The 24,750-nt window shown below is 35.7% G+C and carries 23 protein-coding genes; 13 read left to right on the forward strand and 10 right to left on the reverse strand.

From position 1 onward, the window contains the following. Positions 1–316: 316 nt before the first annotated feature. The 6 genes from ACWPWS_RS07160 to ACWPWS_RS07185 all read right to left on the reverse strand — a co-directional run bounded on the left by ACWPWS_RS07160 (position 317) and on the right by ACWPWS_RS07185 (position 5,623). Positions 317–892, reverse strand: a complete 576-nt coding sequence (locus ACWPWS_RS07160; RefSeq protein ID WP_245169723.1) for a hypothetical protein — start codon at positions 890–892, stop codon at positions 317–319. 38 nt (positions 893–930) lie between these two features. Then, positions 931–2,016 carry a DNA polymerase III subunit gamma/tau gene (gene dnaX, locus ACWPWS_RS07165; RefSeq protein ID WP_454046033.1) on the reverse strand — a complete coding sequence of 362 codons (1,086 nt, stop codon included), beginning with the start codon at positions 2,014–2,016 and terminating at the stop codon, positions 931–933. A gap of 99 nt (positions 2,017–2,115) precedes the next feature. After that, complete coding sequence (locus tag ACWPWS_RS07170; protein ID WP_077414530.1) at positions 2,116–2,748, reverse strand: TetR/AcrR family transcriptional regulator; 633 nt, start codon at positions 2,746–2,748, stop codon at positions 2,116–2,118. 5 nt (positions 2,749–2,753) lie between these two features. Beyond that, a complete protein-coding gene (locus ACWPWS_RS07175; protein ID WP_105682672.1) occupies positions 2,754–4,010 on the reverse strand; it encodes an aminotransferase class I/II-fold pyridoxal phosphate-dependent enzyme in 1,257 nt (418 codons plus the stop codon). Positions 4,011–4,436: 426 nt separating this feature from the next. Continuing rightward, entirely contained in the window at positions 4,437–4,790 is a 354-nt protein-coding gene (locus tag ACWPWS_RS07180) for a helix-turn-helix domain-containing protein (protein WP_209784816.1), read from the reverse strand. A 95-nt stretch (positions 4,791–4,885) separates the two neighbouring features. Further along, a complete protein-coding gene (locus ACWPWS_RS07185; protein ID WP_454046034.1) occupies positions 4,886–5,623 on the reverse strand; it encodes a response regulator transcription factor in 738 nt (245 codons plus the stop codon). Positions 5,624–5,712: 89 nt separating this feature from the next. Here ACWPWS_RS07185 and ACWPWS_RS07190 point away from each other — a divergent pair, with 89 nt between their 5' ends. The 3 genes from ACWPWS_RS07190 (at position 5,713) to ACWPWS_RS07200 (ending at position 10,713) form a co-directional block, all read left to right on the forward strand. Continuing rightward, a complete protein-coding gene (locus ACWPWS_RS07190; protein WP_454046035.1) occupies positions 5,713–6,360 on the forward strand; it encodes a DUF1349 domain-containing protein in 648 nt (215 codons plus the stop codon). Between the two features lie 745 nt (positions 6,361–7,105). Beyond that, on the forward strand, positions 7,106–10,096 hold the full coding sequence (locus ACWPWS_RS07195) for a sensor histidine kinase (RefSeq protein ID WP_454046036.1): 2,991 nt from the start codon (positions 7,106–7,108) through the stop codon (positions 10,094–10,096). A gap of 5 nt (positions 10,097–10,101) precedes the next feature. Next, complete coding sequence (locus ACWPWS_RS07200) at positions 10,102–10,713, forward strand: response regulator (RefSeq protein ID WP_105682677.1); 612 nt, start codon at positions 10,102–10,104, stop codon at positions 10,711–10,713. 137 nt (positions 10,714–10,850) lie between these two features. Here the strand turns inward: ACWPWS_RS07200 and ACWPWS_RS07205 are convergent, their stop codons facing one another. Continuing rightward, a complete protein-coding gene (locus ACWPWS_RS07205; RefSeq protein ID WP_209784820.1) occupies positions 10,851–11,696 on the reverse strand; it encodes a hypothetical protein in 846 nt (281 codons plus the stop codon). Positions 11,697–11,967: 271 nt separating this feature from the next. On the opposite strand from ACWPWS_RS07205, the gene ACWPWS_RS07210 reads away from it, so the two are divergent. The 4 genes from ACWPWS_RS07210 (at position 11,968) to ACWPWS_RS07225 (ending at position 15,123) form a co-directional block, all read left to right on the forward strand. Beyond that, positions 11,968–12,924, forward strand: a complete 957-nt coding sequence (locus ACWPWS_RS07210; protein ID WP_454046037.1) for a helix-turn-helix domain-containing protein — start codon at positions 11,968–11,970, stop codon at positions 12,922–12,924. A 114-nt stretch (positions 12,925–13,038) separates the two neighbouring features. Continuing rightward, positions 13,039–14,241 (forward strand): MFS transporter, encoded by a 1,203-nt coding sequence (locus tag ACWPWS_RS07215; protein WP_454046038.1) that lies wholly within the window; start codon positions 13,039–13,041, stop codon positions 14,239–14,241. A 197-nt stretch (positions 14,242–14,438) separates the two neighbouring features. After that, positions 14,439–14,852: a hypothetical protein gene (locus ACWPWS_RS07220; protein WP_454046039.1), complete on the forward strand. Its 414-nt coding sequence runs from the start codon at positions 14,439–14,441 to the stop codon at positions 14,850–14,852. Positions 14,853–14,973: 121 nt separating this feature from the next. Then, positions 14,974–15,123 (forward strand): hypothetical protein, encoded by a 150-nt coding sequence (locus ACWPWS_RS07225; protein WP_454046040.1) that lies wholly within the window; start codon positions 14,974–14,976, stop codon positions 15,121–15,123. Between the two features lie 72 nt (positions 15,124–15,195). On the opposite strand, the gene ACWPWS_RS07230 is transcribed toward ACWPWS_RS07225, so the two are convergent. After that, a complete protein-coding gene (locus tag ACWPWS_RS07230; protein ID WP_454046041.1) occupies positions 15,196–16,836 on the reverse strand; it encodes a serine hydrolase domain-containing protein in 1,641 nt (546 codons plus the stop codon). 119 nt (positions 16,837–16,955) lie between these two features. Continuing rightward, entirely contained in the window at positions 16,956–18,011 is a 1,056-nt protein-coding gene (locus ACWPWS_RS07235; RefSeq protein ID WP_454046042.1) for a helix-turn-helix domain-containing protein, read from the reverse strand. Positions 18,012–18,203: 192 nt separating this feature from the next. Here ACWPWS_RS07235 and ACWPWS_RS07240 point away from each other — a divergent pair, with 192 nt between their 5' ends. From ACWPWS_RS07240 to ACWPWS_RS07255, 4 genes are all read left to right on the forward strand, one after another. Beyond that, complete coding sequence (locus tag ACWPWS_RS07240) at positions 18,204–18,803, forward strand: Crp/Fnr family transcriptional regulator (protein ID WP_454046043.1); 600 nt, start codon at positions 18,204–18,206, stop codon at positions 18,801–18,803. A 65-nt stretch (positions 18,804–18,868) separates the two neighbouring features. After that, positions 18,869–19,489, forward strand: coding sequence for a hypothetical protein (locus ACWPWS_RS07245; protein ID WP_454046044.1), 621 nt, complete (start codon positions 18,869–18,871; stop codon positions 19,487–19,489). Between the two features lie 12 nt (positions 19,490–19,501). After that, positions 19,502–19,903, forward strand: coding sequence for a DoxX family protein (locus ACWPWS_RS07250; RefSeq protein WP_454046045.1), 402 nt, complete (start codon positions 19,502–19,504; stop codon positions 19,901–19,903). A gap of 139 nt (positions 19,904–20,042) precedes the next feature. Beyond that, positions 20,043–20,954 carry a PhzF family isomerase gene (locus ACWPWS_RS07255; protein ID WP_454046046.1) on the forward strand — a complete coding sequence of 304 codons (912 nt, stop codon included), beginning with the start codon at positions 20,043–20,045 and terminating at the stop codon, positions 20,952–20,954. Positions 20,955–21,129: 175 nt separating this feature from the next. Here the strand turns inward: ACWPWS_RS07255 and ACWPWS_RS07260 are convergent, their stop codons facing one another. Further along, positions 21,130–21,777 carry a DUF1062 domain-containing protein gene (locus ACWPWS_RS07260; protein ID WP_454046047.1) on the reverse strand — a complete coding sequence of 216 codons (648 nt, stop codon included), beginning with the start codon at positions 21,775–21,777 and terminating at the stop codon, positions 21,130–21,132. Between the two features lie 503 nt (positions 21,778–22,280). On the opposite strand from ACWPWS_RS07260, the gene ACWPWS_RS07265 reads away from it, so the two are divergent. Then, positions 22,281–23,696, forward strand: coding sequence for an aldehyde dehydrogenase family protein (locus ACWPWS_RS07265; RefSeq protein ID WP_454046048.1), 1,416 nt, complete (start codon positions 22,281–22,283; stop codon positions 23,694–23,696). A 116-nt stretch (positions 23,697–23,812) separates the two neighbouring features. After that, positions 23,813–24,610 carry a helix-turn-helix domain-containing protein gene (locus tag ACWPWS_RS07270; protein ID WP_454046049.1) on the forward strand — a complete coding sequence of 266 codons (798 nt, stop codon included), beginning with the start codon at positions 23,813–23,815 and terminating at the stop codon, positions 24,608–24,610. The last annotated feature ends 140 nt before the right edge of the window (positions 24,611–24,750 follow it).

Raw genomic sequence — 24,750 nt, forward strand, 5'->3', positions numbered from 1 at the left:
TTCAAAAAATGCCGTTCAAAATTATTTAAAGGAATCAGGAAAATAATAGGGCTCTACTTCTCCTGTATTTTTTGGAAAGAAATTCAGTTAACAGTACCAATAAAATCGGTAATACGTTCTGAAATTTCTATAATAAGAAGCAGAAAAACTAAAATAACCGCTAAAAAAGTAATTAGCGGGTGCAAAAAAAGACAGATATGTGTTAGTCAATTTTTCCATTTTATTCTAGAAATGCCTTTGTTTTAGCTTTTCTGGTTGTAAATTGTTTTTGTCAAAAACTCATTTTCGACAGAAATATTTGACAAATATATAAAAATTATGTCAAATCAAACTTCATTAAATCATCAAGATCTTTCAAAAGTGGATTTTTTTCGATGAATTTTTCAAACATCTTCCTCTTCGTTACCACCTCAATCTTCAGATTTTCAACGTCTCTGACGTATTCTATCTCAATAATATGGTTCTGAATTTTTCTTTTAAAATGATTAAAAAATTCTCCACTTATTTTATCAAATTCTACTTTAGCCGAATCTGAAGGGAATAAAACTTTAATTTTATTTTCCTCAGCTTTTTCCAGTTTGAAAGTTTTTACTGCATTAAATACAAAGCTGTCTTTTTTCTGGAGTTGTTTAAGCATAATTTTCCATTCCATCTGCAGATCAGTATCTGTAAAATGGTTTTGCGGAAGATTTTCAGTTCTCACCACAACGTTTTCTGTTGTTTCTACTTTATCTTCTTTATTCAGGAAAGAATTGATGCTGAAACCGGAAGAGATTCCGGGTCTTGACAATGGCTTGGTTGTTTTTGTTACAGAAGTTTCCTGAGCTGTCTGAGAAACTACAGGCTGCTGTTCTACTTGAACGTTTTTCTTTTCCTGAGTTTTTTCAGGCATTTTGACTTCCAGTTTCTCACTGAGAAACGGAGCTAGAATCAGGAACTTTTTTTTTTAGTATCGCCTAAATTAGCTGTCAGTGAAGCCAGCTGCATTAATGCAATTTCAACCGTAAGTCTTGGGTTTTTCGAATTCTTATAATTAATATCGGCATGGTTGCAGATCTCAATACCGTCAATCAGCTGTTGGGCGACCCACTTTTGTCCCTGTTCTACGAATTTGGCCTTTGTCTTCTCTCCTACTTCAATAAGTTCCATAGTGGAAGAATTCTGTGCCATCATCAGGTCTCTGAAATGATTTCCTAATCCCGCTATAAAAATATGAGGATCAAAACCTTTTTTTACAATCTCATTGAATGCGAAAAGCACTTCAGGAATTTTATTTTCCTTGGCGAGATCCACAATGTTCAGATATTGATCATAATCCAAAATATTCAGTACTTCAGCAGCTTTGACAAGCGTAATGTTTTTCTGGGAAAAAGTAGAAAGCCTGTCGAAGATAGAAAGCGCATCTCGTAAAGCACCATCAGCTTTTTGAGCAATCAGATACAAGGCATCATCTTCGTACTGGATATTTTCTTTTTGGGCAATGTTTCTCAGATGACTCTGGATGTCTTCAATGGTAATTCGTTTGAAGTCATAGATCTGACAACGGGATAAAATTGTTGGAATAATTTTATGTTTCTCCGTGGTTGCCAAAATAAAAATAGCATGAGCAGGCGGTTCTTCCAGCGTTTTAAGGAAAGCATTGAAAGCGGCAGAAGACAGCATATGAACCTCATCGATGATATATACTTTGTATTTACCCACCTGAGGTGCAAAACGTACCTGATCTATCAGTTCCCTGATATCATCTACAGAGTTATTGGATGCAGCATCCAGCTCATAGATATTATACGCAAAGCCATCTTCTGAAACCGAGCCATCTTTCTCATTGATCTTTCTTGCCAGAATTCTGGCGCAAGTAGTTTTACCTACACCACGAGGGCCACAAAAAAGCAATGCCTGAGCTAATTGGCTTTCTTCAATTGCATGTTCTAAAGTATCCGTAATATGAGATTGCCCTACAACAGTATCAAACTCCTGAGGACGATATTTTCTTGCAGATACTATAAAATTTTCCATTGGCCAAAAGTAAGAAATATAGTTTTAATTTGAAAATTAAAAGTTTTCAAATTATCAACAAAAAATGTATTTGTGCTCAAATCGGAAAACTTTTAAGTTCTACTTTTTCTTGCTGTATGCAAAGTCGATCAACTCAACAATAGCGCTTTCTATCTCTTTTCTTCCTTCTTCAGTTTTCAGGTCAATACCACAAAATTTGTTTGCGTTGTATCCTGTATAAAGGTTAAGATAGTAAGCCCCGGAAACAATTAAGGCCATAATTGCCCTGTGTCTTGTTGCCACTCCTTCTCCAAAGTAAGGATCTGAGATGTTTCCAAATAAAACTTCTCCTACTTCTTCACGTTGTTCAACTAATTTTTTAAGGATAGGCTTGCTTTCTGAAAGCTCCCAAAGGATAATTTTCTGAAGCTCTTTATTTTTCTTCAGGTTTTCGAACTGGTTCAATACCACCATTTTGGTAAGTTCATGTCCACCGTCAGAAAAATCCATATCAACATCCTGGTTGACCTGGCTCCAGTAATCCTGAGATTTGATATATTCATCGATCAGCTTATCAGTACTTCCAAAGTACTCATAGATCAATTTTTTATCAAATCCGGCAACGGCAGCTATTTTGCTTACTTTTAATCCGGAATATCCTTTTACTCTTAAAATTTTACCAACTGCAGCAAGCAGTTTCTGTTTTGTTTTTTCTTTGTCCCTAATGGGGCCCTGCACTACTTTTCTAGGCATAATTATTATTTTTTCGCAATATGCAATTTTTTATTAATATCATCAAACGCGTTAAGCGTTTTGTCGAGATGTTCTTTTTCATGTCTTGCAGTCACACTCATCCTGATACGCGCATCTTTTCTTGGTACAGCCGGGTAAAGAATCGGGTTGGTATAGATTCCTTTTTCTATTAGTAGTTTTCCGGCTTCTCCTGTTACATAAGGATCTCCAATTTTAACGGGAATAATTGCGGAACAGGTAACGCCTGTATCTAATCCTAAATCGTCAAGTCCTTTTTTAAAATAATTGATGTTATTCCAGAGTTTTTCTCTCCAGATAGGTTCTTCATCAATTAAATCAATGGCTTTAACGATTCCTGCGGATGATGGTGGAGCTGTAGCTGAGAAAATCTGCTGACGTGAATGGAATCTGATGAATGCTGCTATTTTTTTATCTGCAATAACATATCCTCCCAGATTTCCAAATGTTTTGCTGAATGTACCTGTGATGATATCCACTTTATTCAATAATCCAGCCTGTTCCAAAGTACCTCTTCCTGTTTCTCCAAGGATACCGACACCGTGTACGTCGTCTACCATTAGAAAGGCATTGTACTTTTTCACAAGGTCATAGATCTCATTAATACGGGAGGTATCACCATCCTGGGAATACACTCCGTCCACAATAACGAGTTTCGTACGGTACAGATTTTCAGATACCTTCAAAATGTGTTCCAAAGATTCCAAATTATTGTGCGGAAATGTTTTTTTATTGGTAAAAGCACACCCTTCGTGCACACTTGCATGTACAGCCATATCTAAAATAGCAAGATCCTCTTTCTGCATTAAGCATTGTAAACTCGCACTATTAGCAGTATAACCTGTAGTAAATACTACGGCTTCATCTTCTGTTCTTTTAAAAAAGCTTGAAATTTTCTTTTCTAAAGCATTGTGGTAATCAAAATATCCGCCGATAAGAGGAGTGGCTCCTGTACCGGTACCATATTTTTCTATTCCCTCAATTGCAGCTTGTTTTACTTTTGGGTGTTGTGTAAATCCCAAATAATCACTTGATACGAAACTAACAAACTCTCTGTTGTGGTTTGCAATGTTTACATTCAGTATTGCATTGGTTCCTGAAGTATTCTTCAGTCTGTAATTCATGTGTCCATTAGACTTTACATAGTCTAAATATTCATAAAATATTTCAGCTCTTTGAGCCATATCATTGTCTGGTATATTCTCAAAGTCTTTAATAGTTGCTGTTGTGAAATTGATGCTCATCCTTAATCTTGTTTGTTGTGGTTAAAAAAACAAATATATAACTATTTAAAGGGCCTAAGCTCCCTTATTAAGATTAAATATTATTAAAGACACAATATTTTTATCTTATTATCTGGAAACCAAAGTATTTAAATATACATCTATCTTTTTTAACGTTTTTCGCTTTTGAATTAATTAGTTTTTTCTTACCTAAATTTAATAAAAAAAGTAAATAATAAAGAAATATTAATACATAAATAATAAAAAAAGTAATTATTTTTCACAAACAACTCATTTATAAAAGATTACTTTTCTCTTATTTTAACATTTTAATTCACTAAACAGCATTAAAAAACACAATAATTCGAGCGTTCAAATCCCTATCCTGAGACAAAAAACAGCGCAAATCTCTTGCAACAACAATATTAAACAAAAAAAGTAGTCAATTTAAACTTTTTGAGAATTTCTGAAATTTCCGGGAGTAAAGCCGGTCATTTTTTTGAAAAATTTTGAAAAGTTGGACGGATCATAAGTAAAAATCCGGGCGATTTCTGCTATCGACTTATCGGTAACAATAAGCATCTCTTTAGCCTGCTGAATAATCTTTTCATCATAAAAAAAACAAGGATGCCGGCCGGTTTCTTTTTTTACAGTATCCGTAAGATGCTTATGTGACAGCGCAAGTTCACTGGCAATTTCATTCAGTTCCATAAATTCCGGAATCGTTCCGGAGATCACACCCTGGATATGATTATCCAGAAAAGTAAAATACTGAGAGGTAATTTCTTCACTTCTTTTCATCACGTTGTTTCTTGCTAATGTGTACTCAAGGTATAAAATTACTCATAAGATAAAACATAACATGGTGAACTTTTCGGATATTGGGATCTGAATATTTAAGAAAAACTATCTTTAAAAGCCTGGGTAGAATTTTTCACTTTCAGCTTTTCCAGAATATTCTGACGGTGTCTGCTTACTGTATTAATGCTTATGGAAAGAAGATCTGCAATTTGTTTGCTTGCATATCCCTCTCCTACATATTTTAAAACTTCCAGTTCTCTGGGACTTAAAATATTCTTGTAATCAAGCTTATCTTTTACAACAACATCGCCCTTAATTGTATTAATAATCAAAAAATCAGAAACTGAAGAGGAAGAAATAGCAATATTATAAAGACAAAGCGCAAATCTTAACCTCCCATTATAAGGAGAATACATGTAAAACATGCGATGTTTCACCCATCGGTACTCATCTCTTTTATCTTTCATTCTTATTTTTGACACCACACTGTATGCTGCACGCTCCTCCATTTCAACAGCATCCAATAATTTGAAAAAACGGAGTTCATGAATATACTTTTTCAACCGGTCGTCGGGATGTATCTTTTTCAGCATTTCTTCTTCCCAGATACTTTCTATTTCTGTAGGATTCTCTCCCATCGTAAGTCCTAATTCGGCGGCAGCATGGGATTTATAAATATAACTTTTATTCTCCTGCATATCACTGAGCACACATATCGCTCCTTCCATCTGGGAATATACAAGTGCTCTCTGTTTATAGGTTTCTATATCAAGCAGGCATTTTTTGGAGGCATTATCCAGTAATTTATCACTAAGCTGTTCACGGATTTCCATAATGGTTATTTATCAGTATTGACGCAAATGAAGTTTAATAATACTTTTGCTAAAATAATAATTTACGCTTAGAACTTATCCTAAAGAGAATGAAGAAACTGATTTTCGGCTTTTGCACCTTATTCCTGATTCAAAAGTTTTCTGCCCAGACTCTGGAGAAAATGACCTGGTTTAATGAACCTGAAAAATGGGAAATCAAAAACAACAGCCTTTCCATGTTTGTAACACCGCAGAGTGATTATTGGAGGGTTTCGCACTACGGATTTACGGTAGATGACGCTCCCTTTTATTACACTACTTATGGTGGCGAATTTGAAGCAAAAGTAAAAATAACCGGCAGTTATAAAGCCAGATTTGACCAAATGGGTCTGATGCTGAGAACAGATAAAGAACATTACATCAAAGCCGGAGTAGAATTTGTAGATGGCAAATACAATCTCAGCACTGTGGTAACCCACAATAAAAGTGACTGGAGTGTCATTACTTTAGAAAAAACACCTTCTGCCCTATGGATAAAAGCAGTGAGAAGACTGGATGCAGTAGAGATATTTTATTCTTTTGATGACAAAAATTATATCCTGATGAGAAATGCGCCTTTACAGGACAACACTCCTGTAATGGTTGGCTTAATGGCTGCCTGCCCTGACGGAGAAGGATTCAATGCTGTTTTTGAAAACTTCCAGGTAAAGCATCTGCCGGACGAACGCAGGCTGAAGTGGCTTGAAATTCATAAATAACGATTGAATTACATTTCAATATACAGTTAATTTTATTCACCTCCCATCATTTCCGGGAGGTTTTTTTTGGTAAAATACAATTAGAATATGAAATATAAAAAAGAGACTGTTTACTTTTAATACAGTCCCTTTTGTTTTTGAGATAAAACCGTTTGTGTTCTTAGAATCATTATTTTGACAATAAAGTTTCTTTTAATTGTGATGAGAATATTTTTGCAAAAATATGAATATTCATAAGCCCTGACAAGGTTGTCATGTAGAATAAACCTCCTATTTTTTGTCAAATTTTTACTACAAAAAATCAATTAAACAAAATATCAGTCGCTAGTCAATAAATTGATAAAAAAAAATTCCAATACAACACGATTTATCATTTATAAAATTCTAAAAGAAGTCACAAATCCAGCATAATACTGGGATCTGTAAAAGAAAATTCAAAACGAATTCAACATAAATTTATCACTTATTATTGAAATATGATAATGTTTTGAAATTTTTTAAATGAATTATTGCCTACACTGCATGATAAAACTTACAGAAAACAGATCATGCAATACTAATTTATCTCCATAATTTCACTATTTTTACACGATCAAAAAATATAAAACACAAAAGACCAGAAAACTTCAATGATAAAAATTTATTTTCAATCGTTCCTGCCCATTAAAAAAACTTCGACTTGTACAAATACTATTATTAACCGTCTATTGCATTAGCAGCAGATATAGATCAGTTTTGCACATATATGAGAGTTTGGGCATTAATTTTTGCTTGCATCTATCTAAACATTTCCGGGCAGCACTATACATCTACGTGGCACAACATAGATAATGGGCTTCCACAAAGCAGTGCAAAGGCCATTGTCAAAGACAAATATGGCTTCATCTGGATTTCTACAGAAAACGGACTGGTACGGTATGACGGGAGTTCTTTTATTACTTTTGATAATTTTAGGGTAAATAATCTCCATTTTGGGGAATTTATTGGCGACCCGCTTCTTGACAGTATAACAGTTCTTAACAATTTTCAGGAAAATAAAATCATCATTAAAAACAGATTTCCAAGGCTGGCAAGACTTACCTCCGGAGATAAAATGACCTTTTCCAATGGTACGGATATCCTGCACCGTATTGCCAATAATATCATCACATCAGACTTCCATAGTGACATCCAGTATTTTATTCAGCTTAAAAATTCTGTTTATCATTTTACAGAAAAGAATGCCATTATCTATAAGGAAGGAAAAAAAGAAATAAAGATAGCCCTCCCTTTTACCAATAAAGATCTGAATTATATTTTTGTACTGAATGAACATCTTTTCATCAATGATCTGAAAAAAAGAAAAACCTATTCTATCTACAAAGGACATCTTTCCGTTTCTGATAAACCTACCCTTTTTAATCATCCTGACACTAAAATCTATTGGCAGCAGATTACCAATCAGACTTTTATTATCAATCATGATAACATTTATTTATTAGAAGGAAATGAAAAGGATCTTCGCCTGAAATTTCTTGTAAATTTTGAGGAAATCGGAAATCACTCCTACTGTTCCATGTTTTATGATAAAAATTTCAATAAATTATATCTGGGAACCCTCAATAACGGATTGAACGTACTTCAACTTTCCAATTTCTATGTTTCAAAAAAAGAGGCTGATTTTTCTAATAATGTATATTTTGCCTCTCTTCCTTTCAGCCCAAGTACAATCATTGCTGAGGACGGGACAGAATTTGGGAGAAACGGGATTGTTAAGAAACACCTTTTCGGAAGCAATGACAATTATATGATGATGTATGACAATTCCGGGAACATTCTGATTAAAAAGAGAAACAGTATTATCAGGTTTTATAAAAATTCAGGGTATAAAAAGAAGGATTCCATTTTTGTTAAAAAAGGGTTTGAAACATTTATGAAAAGTGGAAATCTTTATGGTACCACCTTTACAGATCTTTCGGGTACCCAGCTTTATCTTCACAAAAAAGATATGTTTGCCCAACCGGATTTCGCCTATACTTTTAAAAGTTTCGTGAATATTTTTTTTCAGTACAGCGACAATGAAATTCTGACCGGAAACAGCGATGGCCTTTATTCCGTAATGCTGGGAAGTAATACCATAACTCCCTTAATCAAAAACATCCATGTTAAAAGCATTATCAAAACAAAGGATAATCTGATATGGATTACTACAAATAAAAACGGATTCTATCTTTTCAGGAATCACAAGCTTATCAAAATGCCGAACGACTGTAATAATTACCTCCAGTCGGCCCATTATATTCTGGAAGACCAAAAGGGGTATTATTGGATATCTTCGAATAACGGAATGTTTAAGGTTCCTAAGAAGCAGTTGCTGGACTATGCAGAAGACAAAAAAACTCCGGTTTTCTATTACCGTTTCACCAAAAAAGACGGCTTTCTGACCAATGAATTCAATGGAAGTTCTGAGCCTAACGCTTATGCTTTGGAGAATGGAGACTTTGTATTTCCTTCTATGGATGGTTTTGTATTTTTCAATCCGGAAAGTGTTCATTCTTATTATCCGGAAAGAAATAAAATTTACATTGAAAGGGTAAAAATCGGGAATGCTGAGCCTCAGTATTTTCATCAGCTTCTTGAGTTAAAGAATAATTATAAAACAGCGGATATCTTTATTGACATTCCTTATTTTTCTAATCTTGAAAACCTTTATATTGAGGCCAAAATATCAGGAAAAGAAAATACTGAATGGGAAAAGATCGCTGCAGGAAAAGAATTAAAATATACCATCAGTAATCTTTCTCCCGGTGAATATACACTCAGTGTAAGAATCCTTATTTCTCCGGATGGGAAGTATGAAGAAAAAACAATACGTTTCAAAATTCATCCTCTTTTTTATCAGACATTACTTTTCAGAGTGTCTGCTTCCATTATTATCCTTATCATAATCATCGTTATCGTTCAGTTAACCACCAATTTTTTAAGGATAAAAAATAAAGCTTTAAAACAGATTGTTCATAATAAAAACTCTGAACTAAAGGAAACTTCTCTTCACCTGGAAGTTGTGAAAAACAATTTGCAGAAAGAAACGGAATATCAGAAAAAACTGGTGGAAACCATCAGCCATGATATTACCACTCCTATCAGGTTTATTGCTATGCTCTCCCAGAAACTTCATGAGTCTGATGATGTGGAGCTTCAGAAAAAGTATTTTGACAGTATTTATAAATCCTCAGAACAGCTTTATCAGTTTACGCTGAATTTAAAAGAATACACTGAACTTTATAAGGCTGAAAATATTTTTGAAGAAAAGGAATATCCCATCAACAGAATCCTGGAAATCAAAAACAGGCTATTCTGTGAAATCGCCAAAGAAAAAGGGACAACAATTACCAACCTTACTGAGCACACCGTTTATTCTCAGGTAAATGAAAGTATTTTGACTGCTATTATTCATAACATCCTTGATAACGCCGTAAAAAATACTTTTGAAGGAAATATAACCCTAAATATTACCGAAAATCCACAAAAATCCACCATAATAATTACTGATACAGGAACAGGAATGTCTGCAGAACAGATTGACATTTACATGAACCTGTTCAGAAATCCTAAACTGGAAACCCCCAGCTTCAAAGGAAAAGGTCTTGGGCTGCATATGGTCATCCATCTGGTAAAAAAGATCAATGCCGAAATGAGTTTCAGACAAAACCAGCCTAAAGGAACTGTTGTGGAAATAACACTCAATAAAAACTAATCTCTATGAATGAAAGAATTTTAATCGCTGATGATCATTATGTAGTAAGGGCAGGCACCTCTTTGGTTCTTGAAACTGCTTATCCGGCCATCCGTATAGATTTTGCAGAAAATTATGACCAGGTGAAAAAGAAACTGGAAGGTCAACGGTATGATCTTCTTATTTTAGATATTGATATGCCAGGAACTCAGTATAAAAAAATGGTTCCGGAGCTTAAAAATATACAAAATGACCTTAAGATTCTCATATTCTCAGGATATGACAAGGATGTCGCCATACAGTATATCAGAGAAGGTGCTGAGGGCTATCTGAATAAACAAAGCAGTGAAGAAGAAATTAAGAATGCTGTAAAAACGGTCATCGAAAAAGGATATTTCTACCCTGCAGAGCTTATTGGCCTTATTATTCAAAACAAGAGAAATAATCCGGTAGAAAAGCTATCATCCAGAGAATATGAAATTTTTAAACTTCTGGCAGACGGCAACGGTAATCTTGAAATTGCCAACAGACTCAATATCCAGATGTCTACGGTGAGCACTTATAAAAAGAGAATTTTTCAAAAGCTTGATGTAACCAATATTGCAGAACTGATCAAGGCCTATGAAATGATGCATTAAGAAAATCGGGGCTGAAATTTCATACTATTCCAGCCCCAGAAAAAACACAAATCTCATTAGATTTTTTAAACAGCTAACCCATAGATTTTGTATATTTTTATATCATTATTGTATTTTTAGAATCATCAGGCGGCTAATTAATACAGTCTCTGTACAGAAAGAAACAGTTCCCTTGTGTTATCAGAAGTATTGGAATCTGTGGTGGTAGCATCACTGCTTCCTGTATTAGATTTGTTATCTACGCGGAATGCATAATATACTCTGTACCATCTTGGTTCCGGTTCCTGTATGGTAATATCAAATGTTACGGTCTCATTATGGGTCTGAGTAAGATAAACACCATCATCAAACTGTCGGTAAGCTCCCGGTGATAATTTAATATTTCCGTTGTCAGAATCACCGGTATGGGTAGACATTTCTGAGACCCAGATTTTCACATCTGAAGTCCCTGCATTATAAAGTCTCGGATTAAAAGTGGTAGCCGCTCCAGTTCCTGCTGAACTGCTGTTAAATTGGGCATCAAGTCTTAGGAAACCTCCCAAAACGGGTAAATCTGAAAGATAGGTACTGGCTAAAGTATTCGCTCCTGAAACTCCTGCAGGAATACTTCCGTGGTAATAAATTAAATCTCCTATGGTGATATCATCATCTTTCCCACCAAATGCAAACTTCCAGGTCGTTCCGTTAAACATATAATAACCGGCTTTATCTACTTTCGCCGTTTTTGCAGAAGGCATTGTGACGGCCTGAGTCACATATACCAATGCTCCGGTTTGTACCGTTGTGTAAACATCATCTTTTGCTTTCAGCTGATCCCCTGTTATTCTGGGAGCCATTACTCCATCGGGAACTGTTGCAACATCCGGTTTTCCTTCTACATGCAATGTTACTTTAGGAGAATCTGTATTGATCCCAACCTGGGAATATGCCGCTATTGAAAAACACATCATTATGCTGGCAAGAGGTAATTTTATTTTTTTCATTTTAGTATATTTGTTTAAAATTTTGTTGATTTATTTAAGAATTGAATAAATCATGCGGGGTCAATTGACTTATCATCAATCAGCCTTTATTGAGCTAGCTGGTGCAAAGTTATCCGCATTGATCAATCAACTTTATCAAGAATCAATGAAAAACCGGAAACGGCTCAATAAAACACAAATAACTAATAATCAAATGTTTAAATAAGTCATTTTCTGAAAACTGACTGAATAAAATGTATTGAATGGTTTAAAAAATTATCTCTTACCACAAATGACCACCGCAAAAGACATAAAAATTGAACAGTACAAACGGCAGCTGGTGTATTATTATAATATTCTGATGTCTGTTATTCTTGCCCTATTTGGTTTGATATTTACTTTTATCATTCCGGATAAAATAATGGCATGGTATCTTTTCGGAGGGCTTTTTTTATTGGATTATACTTATCTGATTGTTCGTAAAAACTATTCGGTGAATGTAATGGTGCATTCCTATATCATTATTGCCACACTTTATAATTTTTACATCATGCTGGCTTTCTGGAACAACTCTATAGCAAGTTTTGTCTGGCTTATTCCCATTCCACTGGCCGCCTATGTTTTCTTTGAGAGGAAGTATGTATATATTTACAGTTTATTTGCTTTACTGAATATTGTTGCAGGATACCTTATTTCCAAATCCTTCAGCTTTAACTTTCCCATACACAGGCCGGAAGATGTAAGGCTTACAGATACCATCCTGATGATCTCCAATGTAGCTGTGATTGCCCTCCTGCTCTATTTTAAGGATAAAATAAAGCGGGTTGAAATTTACCATGAGATTGAGGAGAAGGCTCAGAGCACAACAATACAACCGGCTCGTATGGTAGAAAAAACACCTTTTGCAGATGAACTTTTTGACAAAATTGAATCTGTGATGAGAGAAAAACAGCTGTATAAAGATGTCAATTTTAATATTTCAAAGCTTTCTACAGAAATGGAAATCAACAGTAGTTATATCTCGAAATCAATTCGTGCAAAAGGATATCCTAACTTCAATAACTATCTGAATATGCACAGAATTGAGTGTGTAAAAAAACTGCTTAATGAAAATGATCTTGAGAAGGTAACCCTTATGTATATTTATACAGAGGCAGGATTCTCCAACCAGTCTACCTTCAACAGGGTATTCAAACAGATGGAAAGTATTACACCTTCTGAATACATCAGCAGTTTGCAGCTTCACTGATTTGTTTCACCAATTAATATCATTGAAATAATGATTTTTAAATTCGGAAAATAATCAGGAAATTTACAGAACTTAATTTTCTGTCAAACCACTGCATTTTAATTGCAAACCATAATGAATCCATCTGAAAAAGCTCTTCAGGGAAGCCAACGTCTCCGATACATCAAACTTTGTATATTCTTTTCCGGACTTTCAGTTTTTGCACAGCTTTATCTCTTCCAGCCTATGCTGCCCATGGCGGCAGAACAATTTGGGGTATCTGTAGGTGATACATCCCTGCTGGTATCATCATCTACAATAGGTATGGCATTGGGATTACTGTTTTTTGCCTTTAAAGCCGACAGCTATTCAAGAAAAAGCCTGATGGTTTTTTCGTTGATTTCATCTGCCCTACTTACTATTATTTCGACCTGGATTCCCAGTTTAAGTCTCCTGATTGCTATCGGAGTCTTCAAAGGTTTTGTTGTTTCCGGCGTTTCTGCTGTTGCGCTAGCCTATCTTACAGAGGAAGTAAGTGCTCTGGCAGTCCCTGCAACCATTAGCATGTATCTCAGTGGAAATACTATTGGAGGGATGAGCGGAAGGATAATGGCCACTTTATTTGCCGGGGAATTCGGATGGCGTAATGCAGTGTTACTTATCGGAATCGAAAGTTTCATTCTGGCCGTTGTATTCTGGAAGTTATTTCCGGAATCAAGGTTTTTCAATCCACAGAAAACAGATTATCATCTTAAGGTAAAACAGATGAAGTTTTTTCTTACCAATCCGTATATGCTTCGTTTATATTGTACTGCAGCATTACTAATGGGAGTTTTCGTAAGCGTCTATAACTATCTAACATTCAGATTAGAAGCAAAACCATTTTCATTAAGCCATTTTATCATCGCTTTTATCTTCCTGATGTATATTTTTGGAGTCTTTGGGACAATGATCGTAGGCCGCCTTTCTCAAAAGTTTCCGATGAACAGCATTCTTAAAATTTCTATCCTGTCTATGCTCACCGGAGCAGCATTATTATTATCAGAAAATATTTATATTCTTATTTTCGGACTTGGACTTTTTACCCTCTCTTTTTTCGCAGCCCATACCATGGCCAGCCAGATGACTGCTTTGTATGCCAAACGTGGAAAATCTTCAGCCACTTCTATTTACTGGTTGTTTTATTATTTTGGTTCAAGTATTCTGGGAAGTGGTACCGGCTATCTTCTTCATGCTTATTCCTGGAATGTTTTCATTGGAGTCCTTATCATCTCCGTTATTATTGCTCTTCTTTTGGTTACTTTTAATACGTCACCCAAAGCAAGAGTAAAAAACTAATACCACATACATACCACATTATATATTTCATTATGGCGTGACAAACCCTTTACAGGCGTACTATTTTAACATATCATTAATTTTTTATAGTAAAAATTTAACCTAATCTTTCCTAAAACAAGGCTTGACAATACAATGCCGGGCATACTATTTGCTTTTTATATGAGACCATATCATCAACTAAAAACCAAAATATTATGAACGTAGCAGATCTAAAAATCAAGAACTTAGTAGAGTATAAAAATCAGATTTATACGATTACTGAGATCTACCAAAATGTTGAACAGGCTTATTTTGTTAAAATTGAAAATGATATTCAAAGTATTTCAGTTCCGGCAGCCTCCATCAAACCTATTAAGATAACAGAAGAATGGCTTGAAAAACTAGGATTTTCAAGAACTTACAGTTCGGAGCAGAGTATCCGATATGAAAGACCGGAATCCTTTATAAAATATGACATTGATCTCAGCTCCAGAAAAATACTGGAAGGACTAAAGATATACGGGAACGCCATAAAGTGCAGGTACATCCATGAGTTTCAGAATATTTTCTCAAGCTTATTTGGAAAAGAAACTGCTTTACATTATGGTTATTTGAAAACAGAATCGTAGTTAAAATAGTTCTTAGTTGAGAAGACCACAATTTATCCCGTAAATTGTGGTCTTCTTTTTAGCATAAAACAAACAAAACCCTCATCTTTTTCATGTAAAATAAATTCTATTGGCCGTATTTATGGGTTTCAAGCAAGCAACCGCCATGATTTCCGGTAAACCTGAGATGGTAAAAGTGTTTGGAAAATGGGGAACATTTCAGATCTACTTCAAATTCCACAAAAATGCAGAAGGTCAATTTGACAAGCTGGATATCGGACAGGACAGATAAATTCTTTTATACAAAAAAAGTATCATTCTGGATATCATGCAGTTAAAACCCTGAATAACACTTTTGAAAAGACTATTTTATTCTTTTAAATTCAATATCAGAGAGGCTTCCTCCCGATAAAAGGAATCCCTTAATATCATTATTCTTATCATATTTAAAATCAAGCTTTCCGAAGAATGATTTGTAAGAATAAAGTTGTGAGGAACTTGAAAAGTACAATAAGATATCTGGATTCAAAGGATGTCTGGCAACCAGTTTATTATTTTCTACCACCAATTGATATATGGTGTTGAATTCTTCATTCCTGTAGAATCCGGCGTACTTACGAAGATCCATTGTATTCTCATTCAGAGGCTTTAATACTACTTTTTTGCATACAAATGTAAAATCTCCAATATTGAAAATTAACTTCTCCGGATGAAATGTGAAACTTCCTGTCGGAATAAAAGGTATATTAAACTTATCATCTCCTGCTATTTGTAAGGGAGTTTTATTATTATCCCAATAAAGGTTTTTACCGTCTGTTTTTATCTCCAGATAATTTCCCGGATTTATTTCATAAGTTCCTTCCCATGATTTCAGTTCAGCCGCTGTATAAGATGTTTTCTTTGGAGGAGCCGGAAGAACCTGCTGGTCTTTAAGAAATACGTCTACCAGTGCATAGGCAATCACCAGTCCGTCAAAAACACTCTTATTTCCTGTGAGTACAACAGATAGATTATAGGCAGGAACATGTAGGATATAAGACCTGTAACTGGCAGTTCCTCCTCCATGAAAGACAATATCCAGCCCTTTGTACTTTCCGGTTTGCAATCCCAGCCCGTATTGTATTTTCTCACCGGTATTCAATATTGTACTCTGCTGCATCTTACTGTAGATCTCACGGCTTCCCACCAAAGGTTTCTGAAAATTAACAGCCCATATACACAGATCATTCAAAGTAGTAAAAATATTGGACGAGCCATTTTCCATCTGCCCGAGAGGAGTTTTGACAAAACCGGAATGGGTTACCTGATAAGATTCTGCTCTGTTGGGAGTGATTTTTACCGGATCATTCACCGCCATTGAGTGATTCATTTGCAATGGTTTGAAAATATATTCCTGAAGTATTTGTGCAAAATCTTTCTTATAAACCCTGTGGAGAATTTCTGCAAGCAACATAAAACCGGTATTGTTGTACCTGTACTCATCGCCTGGTTTAAAATTGATACTTTTAATGGCTAAAACTGTTTTTACAGCATCTTCGTTAGTTACCCGGACTTCATTTCCGAATCCCTGCAAGTCTTTAATACTTGTAAAATCCGGCAATCCATGGGTATGATTGGCAAGCTGTCTAAGGGTAATTTTATAGGGAAGATTCTTCAGCTCCGGAAGGTAAGTCCGGATATCATCTTCCAATGATAACCGGCCTTCTTTTTCAGCCAAAAGTGTAACAAAAGCGGTAAACTGCTTTGAAACAGAAGCAATATCAAAAGCCGTAGAGTCTGACACCGGAATTCTATCTTCGAGATTTGCCAGTCCATATGTTTTTTTATAGAGTACTTTTCCGTCTTTGATAATGCCTACAGCCATTCCGGGTTCAGTGGATTTGGCATAAGTATTTAGTAAGGAATCTGCTTTTCGGATTTTGTCCTGCTGAGTGAATTGTCCGAAATAAAATCCGGTGCTCAGGATGGTAAAAATAAATAACGTCAATCTGATTTGTGGTTTCATCTGTTTTACATTTTAATGATGAAGCAAATCTGAAACTTTACGCTGATGTAAATATCCGACTACCGGAAATCGGACTCTTTTTATCTAAAAAATCAGTCCGACTTTAATTCGAACTCCATTTAAACAACTGATTTTCTGTAATCTGTAGGAGTAACTCCTGTTTCTTTTTTGAAGGCCGTATAAAATGAAGATTTGGAATTGAACCCCACTTCATACAAAACTTCAAGCACCGTAAGCTGGGGCTGATCCTTAAGAAGATCTTTAGCTTTATTAATTCTGAATTCATTAATAAAATCAAAAAAATGCCTGCCCGTATGCTGATTAATTAATATTGACAACTGCTTTTCCGGCATCCCCATCTGTACTGCCAATTTCTGTAAGGTAAGCTTATCATCCAGATAAGGATGTTCTACTTCCATAAAGGTCAGGAGATTTTTCAGCTGCTCCGGTTCTTCTTTTTGAGGTTCTTCAGTCTCCTGCACCGGAGTCAGATCCTTGTTAATCCCAGCCAGAAGATTGGGACGGTATAAAGCATTCAATACAAACCAGCTGATCACAAATAATACAAATAACGAATTCAGAGTATATAAATATAAAAATGCAGTTTCATTATCTTTCAGAAACTCTCTTATCAATACAAATGTGTTTCCGATCAAAAAGAGAATTGTGGTCTGCAGCAGCCATCTATAGGTAAGCTGATGATTACTGGAATAGTTTTCCTGATATAGCTTTTTAAAGGTTCTTAACACCAGGAATACGGCAATGATATAGAAATAATACTGAACAGTAGAAACAAGATCAAAGACCTCATCATTCTGCCCGGAAATACCTGTTATGCTAAACCAACCCATGAAAAACAAAAAGGGCAATGCATGCAGAAGATGCTTTTTGCGGAGGGTAAAATTATAATAACACGCAGCATTTACATACAGATAATATAGCGGCATCTGCAAAAGAACACTTGCCAATTTGAAACCTTTAATTATTTTATGATCAGATGGAGGCAGGAAAAAACCGGAAAGATCAATGACAGAAATCAACAGAAAGGCAGCGAATAAATAATGGGGTAATTTTCTTTCAGATTTTGCGGTCAGCAGAAAAGCGCTTAACAGCAGAAACAGGAAAAAAATAATCTTGCCCAAATCGTTGATCAATGACATATTCTCTATTTTCATGATATTCACAAATCTACAAATAATAGTTTCTTGTTGAGCATTTTAGCTTTCAATGAGATTCCTTTTTTCAATACTCATCATTCTTTTCAACTGAGGTTCAGCCTTTGTTATTCCTGAAATTTTTAATATTTGCGTAAATTTGTGCTGTAGGCAATACCTTAGATTCATTACGGTACGCTACAATATTTTATAATGGATACCGATACAATACTTTCACAACTCATAGAACATTTTAAAGAAATAGTCTCTTTAGAAGATAAAGATATAGACTGTGTCACGTCCAAATTAGAGATTATATCACTCAAAAAGAAAGACTTTCTGCTTCGTGAAGGACAGGTTTCCAGACACATGAGGTTTATTGCCCAGGGAAGCCTGTACGCTTATCATATTGATGAAAAGGGAAAAGAAAACACCACTCAGTTGGGTATTGAAAACTGGTGGGTGAATGATCTTTACAGCTATTTGAGTGAACTGCCGTCAAGAATGTTTATTCAGGCTAATGAAGATACTATCATTGTACAGATCAGTAAAAGCAATTTGGAGCTGTTATACAAAGAAGTTCCGGCCATTTCCGAATTCTGGCGGCTGAAAATGCAGTCTGCCTATGTTACTTTGCAGGAGAGAACTTTTGAACACTCACGGGTAGATGCCTATACCAAATACCGAACATTTGTTACCGCTTACCGCAATATCGAACAGCGTTTCCCTCAATATATGATTGCTTCCTACCTTGGAATCACTGTAGAATACCTGAGCTATCTGAGAAAAAAGCACCTCTCTGACGTTTCTTAAGATTTCTTAAGTTTATTCCGTTCCAGCCCGAATAATTTTGCTCACAGAATTTTAATGAGTGAAATATGAAGGCAAAAATTATCGCAGTAACAGCTCTTGCATCAGTCTCCCTGAGTCTGAATGCCCAGAAATTATCCTATACTCCCGATCTTGTTTTAGGGCATCGCTCCTATACCTATATGCACAATATCAACTATCAATTCAATGATCGGTTGAAATTGAATAATCTTACTTTATTTGATACAGAATATACCAAAGACAAAGAAAATATATTCTTCATCAGAAATACGCTGGCTTACAGCTTTACCAAAAGGCTGAGTGCCAATGCTGCATTCGGAATTAAAAACCCTGGAGCATTTTTCAGTGCTTACCTGCAGTACAAGATTATCCAGTCTGATTATTCTCTCTCTTACTCTATAGGAACTACTTATCAGAAAGGATTTTCATTGGAACAGTCCATCTCATTTGAATATACTCCGTATCTGTCAGAAAATCTCAAGGGATATTTCAGTGTACTGGCTATTGGAAACCTGGATGATAGTGGGTATCCCAGAGGGCTGCAGTTTATCAGGCTGGGAGTAAAACAAGACAAGATGATGTATGGGCTGGCCTCCAATTTTGACCAGTTTAACAATGGAAAAAAGACCCTGGAAAATATCGGGGCATTTGTAAAATATAACTTTTAAAAATTATAAGAAATGAAAAAGAACATTGATTTAGGAATGCTTATCACCAGAATAGCTATTGGATTTCCCATGTCGGTTTATGGAATCAGTAAGCTGGTACATGGCGTTGGGTTTATTGAAGATATGATGACAATGCACGGTCTACCATCATTCTTTGCTTATGGGGTTTTTGCAGGAGAAATTATAGCTCCTATCCTATTGATTATTGGATTCCGGGCTCGTCTGGCAGGATTGATCTTTGCCGCCAATTGCTTCACCGCTACTATTCTTGCCCAAACAGCTAATATTTTCAAACTTAATGAATTTGGGGGCTGGGCATTGGAACTGCTGGTAATCTATATGCTGGTAAGTCTCAGTTTTTTCTTTAGCGGTGCTGGAAAATATGCCGTTTCCACCCAAAATAAATGGGATTAAAATTCCCCCACAAAAACTTTCTATTCATTGATAAATCAGAATCTCAGGATTCTGGTTTATTTTTTACCAAATGACAATAAAAACAGACATTAGACACCGGTTTCATTCCGTATTTTTACAGTAACCTTAATCGTTAGTCATGAAAGAAGTAATCGTGTATCAAATTGATTCCTTTACCAAAGAAAAATTCAAAGGAAACCCTGCCGGAGTTGTATTAAATGCAGAAAATATGACCTCTGAAGAAATGCAGCTTATTGCCAGAGAGCTGAACAACTCTGAAACCGCATTTGTTTTTAAATCCGATTCTCAAGAGGAAAACTTTGATTATAACGTCCGCTATTTCACTCCTACCACAGAAGTTCCTTCTTGTGGACATGCTACTATTGCAGCACTGTATGCAAAAGCTCAGGAAGACCAATTGGATTCATGCACCCTTACAATCAAAACACAAATCGGAATATTACCGATTCATATTGAAAGAAAAAACAACGATTACCTCATCACAATGACCCAGGGAAGCTTTGAGCTGAGTCCTGCTTTCGATGTTTCAACCACACAAAAAATTGTTCAGGCTTTGGGATTGACTATCTATGATCTTGATGAAAAATGCCCTGTACAGATTGCTTCCACAGGCCATTCAAAAGTAATGATTGGTATTAAAAGTAATAGGGTTTTAAATCAACTCGCTCCTGATCTTGCGGCTTTGGCAAAGCTTAGCAAAGAAATCGGCTGTAACGGATACTTTGTATTTACTTTCGACACCCACGAAAAAGATATTTTAACCAATGGTAGAATGTTTGCCCCGGCCATTGGTATTGCTGAAGATCCGGTTACCGGAAATGCTAACGGTCCTTTGGGGGGTTATCTTATTCAAAACAAAATCAAAGAAGCTGCTGACAGTATTTTTGAATTCACAGGAAAACAGGGTGAAGCGATCAACAGGATGGGTAAAGTAGAGGTAAAAGTTCAGGTAAAAAACAATCAACCAGAGAGGATCAGTATCACCGGAAATGCAGTCGGTGTTTTCAGAACTACGATGAATCTGCAATAATGCTGATATTTAGATAAAAATACGGATAAAGCCATTCATCATTTTGAAGAAGCAATCCGACTGACGAAATCAAAATCAGAAAAACAAACTTTGCGGAAACAACTTAATCTTTTAATACCATAAAACTTCAATATAGAAAACGTCCCGATCAATGACCGGGACGCTTTTCTATTTATTATTTATCTTCTACAGCATTGAGAAATAATTCCTCCTTTCCGACAAGATAAATGTTGATTAATTCTTGCCTGTTAATCTTAATAGTATCCCCGTTTTTACATTTATATTTCTTTTGCAGAGGCTTTCCATTAAAATAAACCTTATCCGAATCAAGTAATAGATTCAGTTTAGAAGATGAAATGCCTAAACACGTCCGGATCACCGTTGAGATTCTCAGATTAAAATCAAAAGGACACTGCATTTGAAACGAAATCATCTCATCGTCCATATTTATCAGGTTCTCTACCGAAAGCTTATCGTAAACCATTTCATATTCTACACTTTCCCAATCGGCTTCCACATTATTTTTTCGCTTGAGTTCCTGTGAAAAAGCATATTCCCAGACAATTCCTGTATTATTTTCTGAAAATTTATTGAATATTTCTTTACTGATTGATTCTGTTCTGATTCTTGAAAATACGGTCATGTTATAGGTATTGTTGCATTTTACACATCGGTAAATTAACCATATATCAATATTCTTTTTCTGAGCATTCAGCCTGAATTTATCGCTGCAATGAAATCTCTCGCTGTTACAATGGTTGCATTTCTTTTTTAGTAAGGGAGTATTTTTCGCTTTTACCTCCCATATATATTGTGTACTCATTACTTATAATTGCGCTTATTATTCTTTATTGGATTTTTTCCTATTATTCACGCATTACAAGGATGTTACATCCATCCGGCTTTTAACTTAAAGAGTATTTCTCAAGGTATAGTTTGCCGTATATTTTAGCTCCTGATCAATAGTAATTGTCAAAACCAAAATAGCAGATACAGCTACCCTTTGCGGGCAATGCAGTGAATAATATGATGAAATGAAAACCAGTTCGGGTAGAGAATTACCCAAACGAAAGAACGATCAGCCTGTGGTTACGAAGACTGATACTAAGCGATAATAAGTTTAAGAGTTGTTCTCAAAACGAGTTATTTACTTGGTTATGATAAAAGTAGTCAATTTTATTGAAGGACAGGGCATTTTGACATTTAAATTCAAAAAATAAAAATTCACAGGTTATAAAGTGAGCCATACAACAAACAAAATTTGAACTATACAACAAACTCATCCTTTTCATTTCTGCCGAACTTTGTGGTATTAAAATCATCAAAATGATACAGATAAATAAAATTTACATCAACGGCGAATTTGTTACGCCAAAAGGAACAGAAACTTTTGATCTTATAAATCCTTCTACCAATCAAAAAACCGGAGAGGTAGTTTTGGGAAATGAAGAAGACACCAGAATGGCCATCGCCGCAGCAAAAACAGCCTTTGCTACATTTTCAAAAACAACGAAAGAAGAACGTATCCGTTTTCTTAAAAAGCTGCATGAAGCAGTAAGCAAACGTGAAGATGAGCTTGTATCCGTCATGGTGAATGAATACGGAGGAACATTACAATTCTGCAGAATGAGTGTTCAGAATGCCATATCTGCTTTTACCACCACTATTACCACTCTGGAATCTTATGACTTTGAAAAAACAGTCGGAAATTCTAAAGTACGTTTTGAATCTTTGGGCGTTGTAGGAATCATTACTCCATGGAATGCCAGCAACAGTTTCATCTGTAATAAACTGGCTACCGCCATTGCTGCAGGATGTACAGCCGTTATCAAACCTAGTGAAATGAGTGCTATGCAAACCCAGATTCTTACTGAATGTTTTCATGAAGCAGGCTTACCAGAGGGCGTATTCAATATTGTAAACGGATTAGGAAATGTAGTGGGAAATGAAATCACCCAACATCCGGATATTGCTAAAATATCTTTCACCGGATCCACGCTTACAGGAAAAGCAATTGCTAAAGGAGCAGTTGATACCATGAAAAGAGTCACTTTAGAACTCGGCGGAAAGTCTCCTAATATTATCCTTGAAGATGCTGATCTTGATAAAGCAATTCCTATGGCTGTTTTCGGGGCGTATATGAACAATGGGCAGGCATGTATTGCTCCTACCCGATTGCTTGTTCCAAAAAATAAGCTGGATGAAGTGAATGAACTTGCTAAAAAAGCGATACAACAGGTAAAAGTAGGAAATCCCAATGAAGAAGATACTCTTGTAGGGCCAATGGTAAGCGCTAAACAATTTGACAGAGTACAAAGTTATATCCGCCTTGGACAGGAAGAAGGTGCTACTCTTCTCGCTGGTGGTGAAGGAAAACCGGAAGGTCTTGAAAACGGTAATTTCGTAAAGGCAACCATCTTTACCAATGTTCGTAATGATATGCGTATTGCACAGGAGGAAATTTTCGGACCTGTCCTGTCTATTATTCCTTACACTAATGAAGAAGAAGCTATTGCTATTGCCAATGATACCACTTATGGTCTGGCAGCTTACATCAGTTCTGCCGACAAAGAGCATGCGGAGCGTGTGGCAGCACAGATTGATGCCGGAAGAATCTGTATTAACGGGTTTGCCCATGATCCTTATGCCCCTTTCGGAGGCTTTAAACAGAGCGGTATCGGACGTGAGTATGGTGTATTCGGGCTGGAAGCCTATTTAGAACCTAAAGCCATCCTTTCCTAATGGTATTTTCTTCACAGCAGAATGTTCACAGGATCGTTTTGCTGTGAAGATTCTATGATCCTAAAAAAGTTTTGTAAGTTTGAAGAAGAATCCATCCAGAAATATCCGCCTGAACTATGAGCGAAAATACTATTCCTTTACCCATCAATTATTCCTGTCATTTTTCAGAATTCAGGGAAGGTGAACAGTTTTCACGGATTCACAGTCTGGGGCTTGTTCTTTCCGGGGAAATGGAACTGAATGACGGGATTACAAAGACGATATTTAAAGAAGGAGAACTCTACTCTGCAAGGAAAAACCGATTATTAAAATTTGCAAAATATCCGCCTAAAGATGGTGAAATAAGAACCGTAACCATTTATTTTGACGAAGCCATCTTACGTGATTTCAGCCGTGAATACGGATATCAGGCAGAGAAAAAAGATAATATCCCGGCCTTCATAAAACCGGATCAAAAGGCGTTAACAGCCTTTATGTATTCTCTGCTCGCTTATGAGAATCTTCCTTCTTCCACGGAACTTCTGCGTCTCAAACAAAAGGAAGCTTTACTTCTCATGCTTAATCATGATCCCGGCCTTAAGGATATTTTATTCGATTTTTCTGAACCTTATAAAATAGATATCGAAGCTTTTATGAATAAAAATTTTCATTTCAATGTCAATGTAGAGCGTTTTGCTTATTTAACGGGAAGAAGCCTGTCTGCATTTAAAAGAGATTTTCAAAAGATTTTTGGAATTCCTCCAAGACAATGGCTGCAGCTTCGAAGACTGAAAGAAGCTCATTTTTTGCTTACCCAAAAAGGCAGATCAGTTTCTGACATCTATCTGGATCTGGGATTTGAAAATTTGTCCCATTTCTCTTTTGCATTTAAAAAACAGTTTGGCTATCCACCCAGTGCATTACAGGCCAAATAACTTAGATCTCTTTTAAAATATAACCGGCTGCAAAAACAGAATATAAAAATGAATGGACTCGTATCTCTCACTACCATTTTAACCCTTTAAAAAGAAACAGATCGTACCATAAAATCATGACACGATCTGAATTATTGAAT

It is taken from the genome of Chryseobacterium sp. Marseille-Q8038 (genome assembly GCF_965111995.1).

Excerpts from the sequence above, each read along its gene's own strand:
- ACWPWS_RS07160 (WP_245169723.1), bottom strand. The coding sequence starts at position 892 with ATGCCTGAAAAAACTCAGGAAAAGAAAAACGTTCAAGTAGAACAGCAG.
- dnaX (WP_454046033.1), bottom strand. The coding sequence starts at position 2,016 with ATGGAAAATTTTATAGTATCTGCAAGAAAATATCGTCCTCAGGAGTTT.
- ACWPWS_RS07170 (WP_077414530.1), bottom strand. The coding sequence starts at position 2,748 with ATGCCTAGAAAAGTAGTGCAGGGCCCCATTAGGGACAAAGAAAAAACA.
- ACWPWS_RS07175 (WP_105682672.1), bottom strand. The coding sequence starts at position 4,010 with ATGAGCATCAATTTCACAACAGCAACTATTAAAGACTTTGAGAATATA.
- ACWPWS_RS07180 (WP_209784816.1), bottom strand. The coding sequence starts at position 4,790 with ATGAAAAGAAGTGAAGAAATTACCTCTCAGTATTTTACTTTTCTGGAT.
- ACWPWS_RS07185 (WP_454046034.1), bottom strand. The coding sequence starts at position 5,623 with ATGGAAATCCGTGAACAGCTTAGTGATAAATTACTGGATAATGCCTCC.
- ACWPWS_RS07190 (WP_454046035.1), top strand. The coding sequence starts at position 5,713 with ATGAAGAAACTGATTTTCGGCTTTTGCACCTTATTCCTGATTCAAAAG.
- ACWPWS_RS07195 (WP_454046036.1), top strand. The coding sequence starts at position 7,106 with ATGAGAGTTTGGGCATTAATTTTTGCTTGCATCTATCTAAACATTTCC.
- ACWPWS_RS07200 (WP_105682677.1), top strand. The coding sequence starts at position 10,102 with ATGAATGAAAGAATTTTAATCGCTGATGATCATTATGTAGTAAGGGCA.
- ACWPWS_RS07205 (WP_209784820.1), bottom strand. The coding sequence starts at position 11,696 with ATGAAAAAAATAAAATTACCTCTTGCCAGCATAATGATGTGTTTTTCA.
- ACWPWS_RS07210 (WP_454046037.1), top strand. The coding sequence starts at position 11,968 with ATGACCACCGCAAAAGACATAAAAATTGAACAGTACAAACGGCAGCTG.
- ACWPWS_RS07215 (WP_454046038.1), top strand. The coding sequence starts at position 13,039 with ATGAATCCATCTGAAAAAGCTCTTCAGGGAAGCCAACGTCTCCGATAC.
- ACWPWS_RS07220 (WP_454046039.1), top strand. The coding sequence starts at position 14,439 with ATGAACGTAGCAGATCTAAAAATCAAGAACTTAGTAGAGTATAAAAAT.
- ACWPWS_RS07225 (WP_454046040.1), top strand. The coding sequence starts at position 14,974 with ATGGGTTTCAAGCAAGCAACCGCCATGATTTCCGGTAAACCTGAGATG.
- ACWPWS_RS07230 (WP_454046041.1), bottom strand. The coding sequence starts at position 16,836 with ATGAAACCACAAATCAGATTGACGTTATTTATTTTTACCATCCTGAGC.
- ACWPWS_RS07235 (WP_454046042.1), bottom strand. The coding sequence starts at position 18,011 with ATGAAAATAGAGAATATGTCATTGATCAACGATTTGGGCAAGATTATT.
- ACWPWS_RS07240 (WP_454046043.1), top strand. The coding sequence starts at position 18,204 with ATGGATACCGATACAATACTTTCACAACTCATAGAACATTTTAAAGAA.
- ACWPWS_RS07245 (WP_454046044.1), top strand. The coding sequence starts at position 18,869 with ATGAAGGCAAAAATTATCGCAGTAACAGCTCTTGCATCAGTCTCCCTG.
- ACWPWS_RS07250 (WP_454046045.1), top strand. The coding sequence starts at position 19,502 with ATGAAAAAGAACATTGATTTAGGAATGCTTATCACCAGAATAGCTATT.
- ACWPWS_RS07255 (WP_454046046.1), top strand. The coding sequence starts at position 20,043 with ATGAAAGAAGTAATCGTGTATCAAATTGATTCCTTTACCAAAGAAAAA.
- ACWPWS_RS07260 (WP_454046047.1), bottom strand. The coding sequence starts at position 21,777 with ATGAGTACACAATATATATGGGAGGTAAAAGCGAAAAATACTCCCTTA.
- ACWPWS_RS07265 (WP_454046048.1), top strand. The coding sequence starts at position 22,281 with ATGATACAGATAAATAAAATTTACATCAACGGCGAATTTGTTACGCCA.
- ACWPWS_RS07270 (WP_454046049.1), top strand. The coding sequence starts at position 23,813 with ATGAGCGAAAATACTATTCCTTTACCCATCAATTATTCCTGTCATTTT.